Below are 14,143 nucleotides of genomic sequence, written 5' to 3'. Positions count from 1 at the left end.
TTATGAATAAGGTTATAGGAACTGGCATTAACCGCAAAGATGGACTAGCAAAAGTAACAGGTGCAGCAACCTACGCGGCAGAACACCAAATACCTAATTTAGTACACGGTTATTTAGTCACTGCTAGTATTGCCAAAGGACGGATCAAAAATATTGATACCCAAGCAGCAGCAAAAGCAAAAGGTGTGATAGCAGTTTTCACCCATAAAAACGCCCCGCAAATTTCTAAACCTAGTAACAATTTTATCAATTCCAAAATTTACGAAGCTCGTCTACCTTTAGCAGATGAGCAAATTCATTACGCAGGGCAAATAATAGGTCTGGTAGTAGCGGATACCTTTGAACGAGCTAGAGACGCAGCCCATTTAGTCAAGGTTGAATATATCAAAGATACACCGAATTTAGACCCGGAAAAAGTCTCTTTGAAAAATGCTCCTTCCATGTTTGGGGAAGACTTGAAATTTGAAAAAGGGAGCTTTGCTACTGGTAATTCTACAGATGCGATGACAGGTGCAGCAGCGAAAGTTACAGCGAATTATAAAACTTCCACGGAACTACACGCCCCAATGGAACCTCATGCCATTATCGCCCAGTGGCAAAATTCCAACTCGCTGACTATTTATGAACCTAGTCAGTGGGTAGGGGGTAGTCAACGCACCTATTCAGAACTTTTCGGACTAGCAGCGGAACAGGTAAGAATTATTACGCCTTTTTTGGGTGGTGGTTTTGGTTCTAAAGCATTTCCTTGGCCTCATGGTATTCTTTGTGCAGCAGCAGCACGTAAATTACAACGTCCGCTAAAAGTAGTTCTTAGTCGAAGACAAATGACGGCAAATTCTGGACACCGTTCGCAAACTGAGCAAACAGTGAGTTTAGCTGCTAATGCGGATGGGAGTTTACAGGGAATTGAACATACAGCAAAATCTTTTACATCTGAGGTTGATGTTTTTGCTGAACCTTGTACAAATATTACGCCAGTGATGTATGCTACTCCAAATTTGCGAACTCAGCAATTATTGGGAGTGTTGAATGTGGGTACACCGACTTTTATGCGTGCGCCTGGAGAAACCCCCGGTATGTATGCTTTAGAGTCGGCTATGGATGAGTTAGCTTGGGAGTTGGAGATAGATCCGGTAGAATTACGGTTAAGGAATGAAACTAAGGAACATCAAAGTCGGGGTTTACCTTTCTCTGCTAAACATTTTGCCCAATGTCTGCGGGTGGGTGCAGAGAAGTTTGGTTGGCAAAATAGACCGAAAAAGGTGCGATCGCTCAACCGTGATGGTAAACTGATAGGCTGGGGTATGGCTGCATCAACTTTTCCCGGTTTACAAAGTACAGCAACGGTAAAAGTCAGGCTTTTAGCTGATGGTACTGCCCATGTTCTCACCAGTGGTAATGATATGGGTACTGGTGCATATACTATTGTGGCTGCTACGGCGGCGGAGTTTTTGGGGCTACCGGTGGAAAAAGTGAAGGTAGAATTAGGTGACTCGTTGTTTCCTAATGGTGGTATTGCTGGTGGTTCACAGATGACAGCAAATTTGATACCTGCGGTGATGACTGCTTGTGAGGAAGTGCTGAAAACTGCTCAGGCGAAAAATGCTCAGGAAGCGTTTGCAACTCTGCGTCAGTCTCAACGGGTTGCTTTTGAAGCTACGGGTACTTCTGCTGGTAGTCAAGCGGCTAGGAAATGGGCTTTTCAGTCTTGGGGCGCTCATTTCTGTGAGGTGAGCGTGGATGAGGAAATTGGGCGTTTACAGGTGACGCGCTGGGTGTCGGTGATGAATATTGGCAAAGTTATGAATGCTAAAACCGCCGCTTCTCAGATCCGTGGTGGTGTGATTATGGGTATTGGTCATGCTTTGATGGAGGAGTGTCTGTTTGATCCTCAGATCGGTTATCCGGTGGTTTATGATCTGGCTACTTATCATTATCCTACCCATGCAGATATTCCCAGAATTGATGTAACTTTTGTGGGTGATCCTGATTTGAATTTTAACCGGGCTGGGGTGCGTGGTGTGGGTGAAATTGGTATTACTGGTGTTTCTGCGGCTATTTGTAATGCTGTTTTTCATGCTACGGGTAAGCGGTTGCGGGAGTTACCTATTACACCGGATAAGTTGGTTTAGTTGTGTCTGTGTGGGAAATTTTCTTTTTTCTCACGCAGAGACGCAGAGGCGCAGAGGAAGAGGAACGGAGTTTTTTAGAAAAATGTTGTTAAGACTTGACAAGATTTTATTGATGTTGTATGCTTATGTTATGGGTGGGAAAGAGTGCGCCCATATATAACGGGTTTTGAAAAACTCAAGTTTAATTTTTTCAGGGAATGAACCACGAAGGACGCAAAGGACACGAAGGTAAGAGAGTTTGAGAGATTTTTTCTGTGAGTATTGAAATTTGGCGATCGCATCCTATACATCCTGCACATCCTTAAATCCTGGATATCTTGATTCTGACAAAAAATGTTAAAATTCAATGTATATTGTATTTAAGGTTTAGGTATGACAAACAAGACATTATTAACTATTGAACCTAACCTGTATGAAGAAGATTATTATTTGTGGATAGAAACCACACTCAAACAAATACAAAATCAAGATATTGAAAATTTAGATTGGCAACATTTAGCAGAAGAGATTGAAGCATTGGGAATTGAACAAAGACGAAAAGTAGAAAGTTACCTGAAGCAGTTATTAATTCATCTTCTGCTGTATTGTTATTGGGAAAGTGAACGAGAATTTTGTCAGCGCGGTTGGAAAAATGAAATTGCTAATTTTCGAGATGAATTAGAATTTTCTTGTCGTTCTAAAACACTGTATAATTATTTTTTGGGTTGTTTAGACTCGGTTTATCTCAAAGCCAGAAAACAAGCAATTAATAAAACAGGTTTACCGAGTGCAACTTTTCCTGAACAATGTCCTTTTACTCCTGAACAAATTTTAAATAGTGATTATTTTCCTGATTCAGACAAAAGCAAGAATTAATTATAATTTGTTAATCATCAAAATACCCAATATTATCAATACTCCTAAAATTGATAAATTCTGAGTAGTTCGATTACTTTTATTCAATATTTCTGAATACGATAACTCATGATTTTGAATCAAAATGAAGGAATGGGAAGAGAATAAAAATGGAAATAACCGATTTAAAATTAACCGCACAAAGAAATTAATACTCCATAATTTTTTTTGTAATTGATCCTGATTATACTGCCAAGGATAACCTATTTGCACCAAACGAATTAAAGCTTTAATATCCGGTTCACGTAGGTTTTGATAACTTAGAAGTGCAGAAGTCAGATTATCTTGAGTTTCCTGTAAAATTTCCTGGAAAATATAAATATCTTCCAACGCAGAATTAACACCTTGTCCAATATCAGGGGGAAAACAATGCACCGCATCCCCTAATAAAACTACTGCTGTTCCTTGGTTATCTTCAGGTTTACCAAAAATTTGATATAGTCCTGAACAATATTGAGGAATAGGAAATTTACCACCTTCACTTGCTGTAAATCTGACAATTTCTTCTGAAGAGATTATTTTTTCTACAGGAAGTTGGGGAAATGCTTGTTTAAAAAATTCCTCAACTTCTGCTGGTGTTGATAATTTCCAGATTTCATGATCTGGGTAGGTAATTATATTCGCTGTTCTGGGTTTTTGGGGATTTTTGAAAGGTAATAAACCTAAAGAAATTGCTTTGTTAGGTTCTTTAAAACTTGACCGAATTGCATAAGCCATTGTAGATTGTGATAAATCTCCTTCTTTTTCTGATAAGGGAAATTGAGGAGGTAAAGTCAAAACTTTGTATTTTAACCCTGCACTAGGAGAAGGAAATTTTTGCATCTCAAATAAATTTGATTCTCCTGATATTTCAGACAATGTTTTTCTCACAATAGAATTTAAACCATCACAACCTAAGATTAAATTAGGTGTAAAAGTTAATGATTCTTGATTTTGAGATTGGGTAATAATTTCTAACTGTTCTGAGTTTTGATAATGGGGTTTAATTTCCACACATTCAGTATTAAATAAAACTTGAATTGAATCTTGCCAATTGTGCTGAATTTCTTGGTAAAGTAAGTCTACAAAAGCTGCTCTCGGTAGCCAATAAGCTGTTTTACGTTTAGAATCAGCAATAGGTAGTTTTGTGGTTTTGCTTGTACCGTCGTTTTGAATGACAGTTAAGTAAAATTCAGTGTTAGGAACACTTAAATCCGCAAGTTTATGAGTTATTCCTAAAAAATCTGTTAATTTTTGTCCTCTCCCATCAATTTGATAATTAAATGATTTATCAGGTTCATAATAATCTGCTGATGGTCGTTTTTCAATGACTGTAATATTTTTCCAGCCACGTTTAGCTAACATTAAAGCTGCACCTAATCCTCCAGGACCACCACCGATAATAATAACGTTTTGTTTGTGATGATTATTCATTGTATTGCATCTTCAGTAATTGGCACTAAACTGTTATACTAAATGTTAACTATTCATTCTATTCATGATATTTTGTTAATCAAAGGATTCTCAAACAGGAAATATGAAAGAGATAAATTCTATTATTACATCATTTGTAGAAAATAAACATAATAACGAAGAATTATTTCTCGCAACTGTTGTCAATGTTCAAGGTTCTACCTATCGTCAACCAGGTGCGCGAATGTTGATGACAACATCAGGTAAAATAGTGGGAACTATTAGCGGTGGTTGTTTAGAAAATGATGTCATTGAACATACTCGCTTAATGACAGATGAAAAAGCAAAGATCATTACTTATGATACCAGTGCTGAAGAAGATATTATTTGGGGTTTTGGTTTAGGTTGTAATGGTGTGGTAGATATTTTAATTGAGCGTATTGATCACGATGATCCTTTGAATCCTTTGGGTTTTATTCATCAATGTTTATTGAATCAAAAACCAGGAATTATTGCTACTGTTTTTAGTGTTTCTGGTAATATTAATGTTTCTTTGGGAGCGCATTTCACAATTAATTCTGATGGTTTAGTAAATAGTAATATTGCTGAATCTGTAATCAATAATGCTTTAATCAAAGATGCAGAATTAGTATTAAAAAATCAATGTTCTAGTTTTCACAAATATCAACTTTCTTCAGGTGAAGTGAGTGTTTTTATTGAGTTGATTCAACCACCACCAAATTTAATTATTTTTGGTGCTGGCCGTGATGCAATTCCATTAGCGGAGTTTGCTAAATCTTTAGGTTGGAAAGTGACAATTTTTGATTGTCGTGCTTTAGAAATAACTAAAGAACGTTTTAGCATGGCTGATGAAATTATTCTCACTCGTCGGGAAATTCTGCATCAACAAATATCTATTAATGAATATACAATAGCTGTGGTAATGACTCATAATTATTTTGATGATTTGGAAATTCTCAACGTTTTAATACCATCTGATATTAAATATTTAGGTTGTTTGGGTTCAAAACAGAGAATTGCTAAATTACTGACAGATGTACAGGAAGCGATGGTAGAATTTAACCCTGAAAAATTAGCTAAATTTTATGCTCCTGTAGGTTTAGATATTGGTGCAGATACACCAGAAACTATAGCTTTATCTATTATTGCGGAAATTCAAACTATACTTAAAAATCGCACTGGTGGTTTTTTGAAATATCGTACAAAACCCATAAATAAAAGAAATAAAATCCAGGAAATAGCAATTCAAAATTAGTAATATTCACGATTAGGACAGGTGTGAGGATAAATATGAGCAATTACCAATTACCAAACGTTGGTATTATTATTTTAGCTGCTGGTGCATCAACTCGTATGGGTTCACCAAAACAATTGTTATCCTATCAAGGAGAAAGTTTAGTTAACAAAACTATAAAACAGGCGATCGCCTCAGTTTGTCATCCTGTAATATTAGTATTGGGAGCAAATTCACCAAGTATACTTTCTCAACTTGATCAAATTCAACAACCTAATCTTATAATAGTTGAAAATCCAGATTGGCAGTTAGGAATGAGTTCTTCTATTTGTTGGGGAATGACTGCACTTCTAGATAATTATCCTACAATAGAAGCGGTAGTAATTACTGTTTGTGATCAACCTTTTTTAAATGCGGAAATCATTAATAATTTAGTGGAATCATATCATTCTACAAATAAACAAATTATTGCTTGTGAATATGCAGATACTTTAGGAGTACCTGTTTTATTTAGTAGAAAATACTTTTCAGAATTAACCAATTTAACTCAGGATATGGGCGCAAGAAAACTAATTAAAATCTATAAAAATGATGTTTTTAGTATTCGCTTTCCTTTAGGTGCAATTGATATTGATACACCACAAAATTATCAAAAACTTCTGGAAAATTGAATTGGAAAATTGTCAGCATTCAGCAGTCAGCAAGACATACTGAAATGCTTCACTCCACTCCGCTATCCTGCGTTTAGGATGACTCTGAACTTTCTTGGAAAAATTTCTTGAGGATAGTAATACTGTGTTCTCCATCATCAGTAGTAGCTGTCATCAGATAATTAAATAATCTATCTGAAAATGGAACACGCAAATGGAAAGTACCATCAGAGTGGAGTTGAATTTTATGACCATCAATAGTCACAGTTGCACCTGGTTCTGTTGAACCATGAATAACTAATTCCGTATCTGCTACAAACCAAAAGTCTGTACCAGGACGACTGAAAATACGAATTTTACTAGAACGAGCTAGGCACAACCAATCATTATTATTGGTAACATAACCAATTTCAGTCATATAGTCACGATTGCTTGTGGGAATGGCTACATAACAATCACAAATTACTTCCTCACATTCATACTGCTGGACCAGTTGAGGAAATTGATAACTGAGATCAATATCCGTCGCATCATAAAGTCGCACTGCCAAAATAGTACCGCCTATTTTTCGTGCTGCTTCTTTTTGAGTTTCCGAAACATACCAAGAAACATAAGCCCACTGGGGAGTGCGAGGTGTGAAGACAATGCTACTTTCTCCACTTATATCTGACAAACTAACAATTTCTGTGGTGTAAGTTTGCGCTTTTGAATCTGATGAGGAATCTTCTACAATATTCTCACCACTGGCTATGTTTGCTGTATCTGCATCTATCTCCAATGCTGGATCATTTATTGTTTCTTCTGCCAAATCAGCCTTGATTTCAGCTTGATTTTCCAAGGTATTAAATACTTCTCCTAACTCATTTGATAAATCAGATAGTGATTTTTTTATTTCCTCTGCAATCGGACCTAAATCTAATCCTTCTGCTTCTGGTTTCAAGCCTAATAATTCTGATAGAGAAGTTAGAGAAGTTATAGATTTTGGATCAGAATTTGTTGTCGAAACAGGCGGTGATTCTACTAGGGAAAAGTTAGAATCAGCATCCTCTGAATTTGCGGTAACACCGAGTAATTCCGCTAGGGAAGAGTTAGAATTAGCATCCTCTGAATTTGCGGTAATACCAAGTGCTTCTGACAGAGAAATGCTGGCTTCTTTTGCAGATGATTCTGTGATATCATCTAATAATTCTGATAGGGAAATGGTGGAATTTTCCACAGGTGCATTTGCGGTAATACCAAGTGCTTCTGACAGAGAAATGCTGGCTTCTTTTGCAGATGATTCTGTGATATCATCTAATAATTCTGATAGGGAAATGGTGGAATTTTCCACAGGTGAATTTGCGCTAATACCAAGTGCTTCTGACAGAGAAATGCTGGCTTCTTTTGCAGATGATTCTGTGATATCATCTAATAATTCTGATAGGGAAATGGTGGAATTTTCCACAGATGAATTTGCGGTAATACCGAGTGCTTCTGTCAGGGAAATATTGGATTCTTGAACAGATGATTCTGCTGGCTCGTCTAGTAATTCTAATAGAGAACTAGTTAACTCATCTGTTGGTAATTGTAAATTATTAAATGCCGTTTCTGGAAGATTTGTAACTGCGGGATAGGGAGTATTCACAACAGCTACTGGTGCTTCTGTATCCCATACCACTTCGCCACAATCTAAAGCAAATTTTTTATCTGTAACAGGTTTTGTTACCTTTGTTGTTGTGTTTGTGGATTTTGCCGTTACTATGTTTAAACTACCAGTTAAGGTTTCTGATTCAGTGACAGTGGAATTGTTTTCTGCCTGGGAGATGATTGAGTTTGTGTTTTGATGAGATTGTGATGTACCGTTAGTGAGTGTGGTGTGATTAACCGGGGTAGTAGTGCTGTATTCGTCAGGTATTGTGAGTATGGTTTCAGTAATTGATGCACCACCATTTGATGTTTCTAATGAAGATATTTGTTTCTTTGCTGATTGTTGTTTTCTCTTTAACCACCAGGCAACAAAGCTTCCTAAACCAGCAATTGGTAATAAAGAAAAAACCATCAAAAATCCTGCATTTCTATTTGCCAAAGGATTGATAAACTGCTGATTATCGGAATTATTTGTAGTAGGTAAAGATTCTGTTTGGAAAGAATTGGCTACAGGAGAATCTTCAGAGAATACAGTAGTATCTACAGTATCTACAGATTGAGCCGCTGGTGTGGAATTGGTTGCAGTTTCTAAAGTAAAACTTTGTAATGCACTGGCAGCGATCGCAGATGCTTCTGCATCTCTAGCTGTTGCGATCGCTTTTTTGCCGACAGATGCAGTGGTAAAACCCAAAAAACTAGCTACTGCCGGGCTAGGATTTTGCTTGTAAACATAAACCAAAGGCTGGGAAAAGGGATATTGAGATTCATCCGCTGTAAATCCCTGGATTTTGAGAGTTCGCACATTTGGTAATTTTGATACCTGATTAGCCCTCGCATAACTAATACCATCAGTGCCTAATTCTTTGACAATAAGGGCAGTTTTATCTTCAGCTATTTGTGTAGCGTTAGCACCAGTCCCAAATTCAGCAGATTTAAAGACGGGATAATTGCGAAAAGAATTACGAATATCGCCATTTAGGGGGCGATCAATAAACCGAATTTTACCAGGTGCGCCTCCTAGTTCTGACCAATCAGTAATTTCACCGCGAAAAATCTTGGCAAATTGTTCAATAGTCAAACCACCCTGGAAAGGATTGTTTGCACCAACAATAATAGCAATTTTTTCTCTGTGTAAGCGAATTTGTTCTAAACCTTGGGATTTTTCTTCTGGGGTTAGCCCACGAGCGATCGCTGCTATATCAATTTCACCATCTAGCAACGCTTTGAGTGCCGCATCAGTACCATTAACTCTAATTTCTACCTCTGTACCAGAAAATTGTTTCTCAAAGCTTTCTTTCAGGCTTTGGTTGATCATTACCAAACTCATTGAGCCATCAATCCGCACTTTAGTGCCATTTTCTACTGTTTGCGGTAATGGGAAAGTAGAAACATCAGTTGTTGATTCTGCTAGTACAGGCAATGATCCCAAGACATTTGCTGCCAGTGGGGTGGTAGCTAAGGCCAGTGATAAGGCCAGATGAAGGATGATACTATCGTTTTTCTCTTGTTTCCACATACACACTTTATCAAGGTAAAATAAATAATCAAGCAGTCCAGTTATCAAAATACGGTTTTTGTAGAGGAGACGGGCTAATTATACATCCTTATTATCTTTATACCCAGTAATTTGAGTTACTTAAAAAATTCTATACTGCTGTCTGACTGGGTTGATGTAACAGTATTTTTTATTATTGTTGATTTTAGGAAATATTGCCCATCACACTTCACAAATAACTTTTTCAGCAAGTCCTAGTTAGGACACAATACTGTTCGGTTAAGGATGTTTGTAGTAGGACTTACGCAAGATAAGACTCAAAACCTGATTCTTGCGTAGGGGTAATTCATGAATTACCCCTACTTTCCTTCTGTTCTGCGTAAGTCCTGTGTACGTTGGGTTTACCGTGTGGAAACCCAACAAACCCTTGTAAATTTTGGGTTATGCCTTCGGCACACTGCGTGAACGTTCCTCAACCCAACCTACGTTATTTCGTTGTTTTGGGCTTAACCGAAAAGTATTGAGTTAGGACATATATGTGTTAGCGCAGCAGGGTTTTACTCCAGCCTCTTGCCTTCGTTAACTTGCTGCTATATGCTTTTCTAGATTTATTTTGTTTATTTATTTTGTTTGCAGAAATTTATCCATGTTTGCAGTTTCTTTTTTCTCCTCTGTTTTCTCCGAGGCAGATAATAAAGAGGTGTCAATCAAAGGTAAGATAATTTTTATAGTTGTACCTTGGTGCAAACCCAAACTCTCAAGGGTAATTTTTCCCCCCATGAGTTCGATTAAGTTACGGGAAATTGCTAATCCTAGTCCAGTACCTTCAAACTTGCGTGTAGTTGTTCCATCCACCATGACAAAGGGACGAAATAATTTATGTTGTTGGTCTGGATCAATACCTATACCTGTATCTTGAACCGCAACAATAACATGAGATTTACCACCTTGCTGCTGAATCTTGGTACTGATAATAATGCTACCTTTATCGGTGAATTTTGTCGCATTACCAATAATATTAATTAGCACTTGTTTGAGTTTAACCTCATCTGCCTTAACAGGAATGATTTCATTACCTATATCACATTTTAATTGCAGTCCCTTTTGTTGGATATTCACTGATTGTAAATTAATAACTTCTAATAATAATTGACGCAATTCTAAAGGAGCAATTACTACCGATAGTTTGCCAGCTTCAATTTTAGAAATATCGAGTAAATCATTAATAATACCTAATAAATGAATAGCTGTATCATCGGCTCGCTTGAGAAATTCTAATTCTTCTTCTCGATCATCACATAAACCATCTCTCACTAAACGCACACAGTTAATAATAATATTCAATGGATTCCGCAATTCATGGGAAGTTGTAGCTAAAAACTGACTTTTAACAACATTAGCTGATTTGGCTTCTTTCCAAGCTATTTCTAATTCTTCAGCCCATGCTTTGAGTCGTTCTACCATTTGATCTAATGCTTGAGCAAGTTGATTAAATTCCTTGATTTTAAAGTTACGGGGTATGGGTTGTACGGCATGGTGACTATGAATATTTAAAGCGTAATCTCTGAGTTCTTCCACAGGACCTGCTAAATAGGGTGCTAAATAGAAAGATGCTAACAAACTCGCACCTATTAAACCAACTGTTAAGACAATAAGAATAAGTTTGATTTCATCTAAACCTAGCAGTGCATCTTGAACACTAACGACAGCTAAAATAATCCATTTTTGTTGTTGCTGTTGTGTAATAGGATTAGGAATTGCTGTATACCCTGCAACTGATTCATTACCGTCGCTAAAATTAAAATTTAGGGAATCATTATTTCCCTTAATGGCATTTTTAATTACAGTTTGTAGTTGTTGAGAGTCTGAGTATTTTTTAATATTAGTTCCTATTGTTTCCGGTGATGGATGTGCCAAAATATTCCCATCTTCAGTGATAACTACCAAAGAACCGATTAAAGAACCTTGCTGATTTTCAATTTGTCGGTGCAATGTAGTTTTGATAATTAAGGCGTAAGCTAAATTTCCTCGTTGGTTATAAACTGGGGCTGATAAAAGCAATTGTAATTGATTTTCTGGCTCACGTTTGCCAGTTGTTCCTGGTTTCGGTGGGGAAATTAATGTAATTTGGATTTCATCATTTGTAAATGACAATGGCTGTTCAATAATGGTCTGATCACCACAGCTACTAGCAATAATCTGATTTTTGCGAGTGTTTTTTTGCAGATGTTTGAGTTGAATACAATCAATCTTATTCGGTAATTGCTGGGCTAATTTGGTGATGAATTTTTCAGCTTGAGTAGCTGAACCTGACTGAATTACTTTTGTCTGACTAGCACTGAGTAAATTTGTCTTTAATGTGGCGATCGCATCAGTTATTTTTTCACCTTTATTAATAGCACTGTCTGTTAAGTTTTGCCGTGCAGTGTTCAAAAGGCTGGAACGTGCCTTATTGAGTGCTGCCATTTCCCCAATTAATAAAACTGGGACAAATACCAGCAATATCCTGGTTACTAAAATTCGTCTAAAGGAAGATTGACGGTACTTAGCCATCGCTTGTCTCACTCCGTATCTGCAAACCACAAGAATAAAAATATGTCATTAGATGGGATAAATGAGACATTTTTGAACGAATATAGGAGGCATGGAACAGAAGGCAGAAGGCAGAAGACAGAAGGCTATTTTTGTCATGGGAATTTATACCCCGCTGCAATAACTTTTCGCATGAAAAGGCGAGGGGTTAAACCCAATTGTTTCAATAATGTGATAAAAATCTGATTATAACTTGTTAAAAATATCAAATTGTAATTTTGGAAAAACAAACTAGATATACCAAATTTTGGAAATGGTATATGTAGTAAAGATGGGTGTGGCATATTGTTATCAAGGTAAAATTGATCAAACATGGTGCAACATCCTCCTCAGTAGTTTTGTCCATGAGTGCAGATGGCAAGCAAGATAGCTGAGTTTGTGCGCTCGTCTGCTCGGTTTAGCTCAAGGGTTGATCAGGCACACCTGGAAAAACAAATTGCCATCTCTGATGCCGTTTTATTTGGTGCGGGTACTCTTTGTGCCTACGGTACAACACTTACTGTCTCGCATCCAACACTGCTGCAACAGAGAAAAACAGAAAATAAATCTCTCCAGCTGATTCATATAGTGCTTTCAAGTTCTGGAAACCTGAATCCGGATATTAAATTCTTTCCACAACCAGTTCAACCCTGGTTACTGACAACTACAGCAGGGGCGAATTTTTAGCAAGGATCATAAGGATGATTAAGTAAGTTATACAAAATAAATTTTATAGTTAGGAGAGGGAACTGGTGACTGGGGACTGGTGATACAATTTTGGATTTTGGATTTTGGATTTTGGATTGTATTTCATGAATCCAATCTAAAATCTAAAATCTAAAATCTAAAATTCTCCTGCCTTCTGCTGTAATCAAAATAGATATTCACAACCACACGATGGTAAAACCACTCAAATCTAACTATTCTGTAGTTTGGACTCATAAAATTGCCGAAGTTCCTCAAACAGCCTGGGATGCTTTGGCTATGCCACTAAAAACTCCGTTTTTAGAATGGGATTGGTTGAATAATATGGAAACCTCCCATAGTGCTACAGCTAACGCTGGTTGGTTGCCAAATCACCTGACTTTATGGCGAGATAGAACATTAATTGCTGCTGCTCCACTTTATCTTAAAGGGCATAGTCAGGGGGAATTTGTTTTTGATCATCAATGGGCTGATTTAGCTTATCGTATTGGTGTAGAATATTACCCCAAAATGTTGGGAATGTCGCCATTTACCCCGGCTGAAGGCTATCGCTTTTTAATTGCTCCTGGTGAAGATGAAGCAGAAATTACGGCAATGATGGTACATGAAATTGATGCTTTTTGCATCCAAAATAATATTTCTGGCTGTCATTTTCTGTATGTTGATCCCCAATGGCGGCCTGTGTTGGAAAAACAAGGTTTCACGGCTTGGTTACACCATAGCTATATTTGGGAAAATGCTGATTTTCACGGTTTTGATGATTATTTAAAAGTATTCAATGCTAATCAAAGGCGGAATATTAAAAGAGAACGTAAGGCAGTAGAAAAGGCTGGTTTACGACTGCAAGCTGTCACTGGTGAAGAAATTCCTAAGTCGCTGTTTCCGTTAATGTATGAATTTTATGCAGATACCTGTGATAAGTTTGGTTGGTGGGGTAGTAAGTATTTGACCAAGCGATTTTTTGAAAGTTTATATCATAATTATCGTCATCGGGTGGTATTTTTTGCTGCTTATAATGATGAAGACCAGCGTCAACCGGTGGGGATGTCTTTTTGTCTATTTAAGGATGATAAACTATATGGACGCTATTGGGGAAGTTTTCAAGAAATAGATTGCTTACATTTTGATGCTTGTTATTATGCACCGATTGAGTGGGCGATCGCTCACGGTATCCAAACTTTTGATCCCGGTGCGGGGGGAAGACATAAGAAACGGCGCGGTTTTCCAGCTAAACCTAATCACAGTCTACACCGATTTTACAATAATCGTTTAGGACAAATCCTGCGTCCTTACATTCTAGAAGTGAATCAAATGGAAGAGGAGGAAATGAAGGCGATTAATGCAGAGTTACCTTTTAGTCAAAATAATCGTTAAAAAATCAGGTTAAAGAATTACACTGGAAATGTAATGTAAAAAAACTCTG

The 14,143-nt window shown here is 37.1% G+C and carries 8 protein-coding genes and 1 pseudogene; 6 read left to right on the top strand and 3 right to left on the bottom strand.

The window, feature by feature from the left end; all coding sequences use genetic code 11:
• Window positions 1-2 precede the first annotated feature (2 nt).
• Both IQ237_RS03680 and IQ237_RS03675 read left to right on the top strand, forming a co-directional pair.
• Window positions 3-2,132 carry a xanthine dehydrogenase family protein molybdopterin-binding subunit gene (locus IQ237_RS03680; protein WP_194052437.1) on the top strand — a complete coding sequence of 710 codons (2,130 nt, stop codon included), beginning with the start codon at window positions 3-5 and terminating at the stop codon, window positions 2,130-2,132.
• A 372-nt stretch (window positions 2,133-2,504) separates the two neighbouring features.
• Complete coding sequence (locus IQ237_RS03675; protein ID WP_194052435.1) at window positions 2,505-2,987, top strand: DUF29 domain-containing protein; 483 nt, start codon at window positions 2,505-2,507, stop codon at window positions 2,985-2,987.
• Here the strand turns inward: IQ237_RS03675 and IQ237_RS03670 are convergent, their stop codons facing one another.
• Window positions 2,988-4,439, bottom strand: coding sequence for an NAD(P)/FAD-dependent oxidoreductase (locus IQ237_RS03670; RefSeq protein ID WP_194052433.1), 1,452 nt, complete (start codon window positions 4,437-4,439; stop codon window positions 2,988-2,990). It abuts the gene before it with no gap.
• A gap of 103 nt (window positions 4,440-4,542) precedes the next feature.
• On the opposite strand from IQ237_RS03670, the gene IQ237_RS03665 reads away from it, so the two are divergent.
• The gene (locus tag IQ237_RS03665; RefSeq protein WP_194052431.1) at window positions 4,543-5,694 is read left to right on the top strand and encodes an XdhC family protein; all 1,152 of its coding nucleotides are present in this window, start codon (window positions 4,543-4,545) and stop codon (window positions 5,692-5,694) included.
• A gap of 35 nt (window positions 5,695-5,729) precedes the next feature.
• On the top strand, window positions 5,730-6,344 hold the full coding sequence (locus tag IQ237_RS03660; protein WP_194052429.1) for an NTP transferase domain-containing protein: 615 nt from the start codon (window positions 5,730-5,732) through the stop codon (window positions 6,342-6,344).
• A 73-nt stretch (window positions 6,345-6,417) separates the two neighbouring features.
• Here IQ237_RS03660 and IQ237_RS03655 read toward each other — a convergent pair whose 3' ends face one another.
• Window positions 6,418-9,465, bottom strand: a complete 3,048-nt coding sequence (locus IQ237_RS03655; protein WP_194052427.1) for a substrate-binding domain-containing protein — start codon at window positions 9,463-9,465, stop codon at window positions 6,418-6,420.
• Window positions 9,466-10,065: 600 nt separating this feature from the next.
• A complete protein-coding gene (locus IQ237_RS03650; RefSeq protein ID WP_194052425.1) occupies window positions 10,066-11,997 on the bottom strand; it encodes a sensor histidine kinase in 1,932 nt (643 codons plus the stop codon).
• Window positions 11,998-12,380: 383 nt separating this feature from the next.
• Here IQ237_RS03650 and IQ237_RS03645 point away from each other — a divergent pair.
• A pseudogene (locus IQ237_RS03645) lies at window positions 12,381-12,699 on the top strand (RibD family protein); the annotation flags it as partial.
• Window positions 12,700-12,912: 213 nt separating this feature from the next.
• A complete protein-coding gene (locus IQ237_RS03640; protein WP_194052423.1) occupies window positions 12,913-14,094 on the top strand; it encodes a GNAT family N-acetyltransferase in 1,182 nt (393 codons plus the stop codon).
• Window positions 14,095-14,143 lie beyond the last annotated feature (49 nt).

Source organism: Sphaerospermopsis sp. LEGE 08334 (assembly GCF_015207205.1).
Lineage (GTDB): Bacteria > Cyanobacteriota > Cyanobacteriia > Cyanobacteriales > Nostocaceae > Sphaerospermopsis.
The sequence above is the reverse complement of the archived record's forward strand: the minus strand, read 5'-3'. Positions and strand labels throughout refer to the sequence as shown.

Bases quoted from the DNA above. Each gene is read 5' to 3' on its own strand.
- IQ237_RS03680 (WP_194052437.1), top strand. From the start codon at position 3: ATGAATAAGGTTATAGGAACTGGCATTAACCGCAAAGATGGACTAGCA.
- IQ237_RS03675 (WP_194052435.1), top strand. From the start codon at position 2,505: ATGACAAACAAGACATTATTAACTATTGAACCTAACCTGTATGAAGAA.
- IQ237_RS03670 (WP_194052433.1), bottom strand. From the start codon at position 4,439: ATGAATAATCATCACAAACAAAACGTTATTATTATCGGTGGTGGTCCT.
- IQ237_RS03665 (WP_194052431.1), top strand. From the start codon at position 4,543: ATGAAAGAGATAAATTCTATTATTACATCATTTGTAGAAAATAAACAT.
- IQ237_RS03660 (WP_194052429.1), top strand. From the start codon at position 5,730: ATGAGCAATTACCAATTACCAAACGTTGGTATTATTATTTTAGCTGCT.
- IQ237_RS03655 (WP_194052427.1), bottom strand. From the start codon at position 9,465: ATGTGGAAACAAGAGAAAAACGATAGTATCATCCTTCATCTGGCCTTA.
- IQ237_RS03650 (WP_194052425.1), bottom strand. From the start codon at position 11,997: ATGGCTAAGTACCGTCAATCTTCCTTTAGACGAATTTTAGTAACCAGG.
- IQ237_RS03640 (WP_194052423.1), top strand. From the start codon at position 12,913: ATGGTAAAACCACTCAAATCTAACTATTCTGTAGTTTGGACTCATAAA.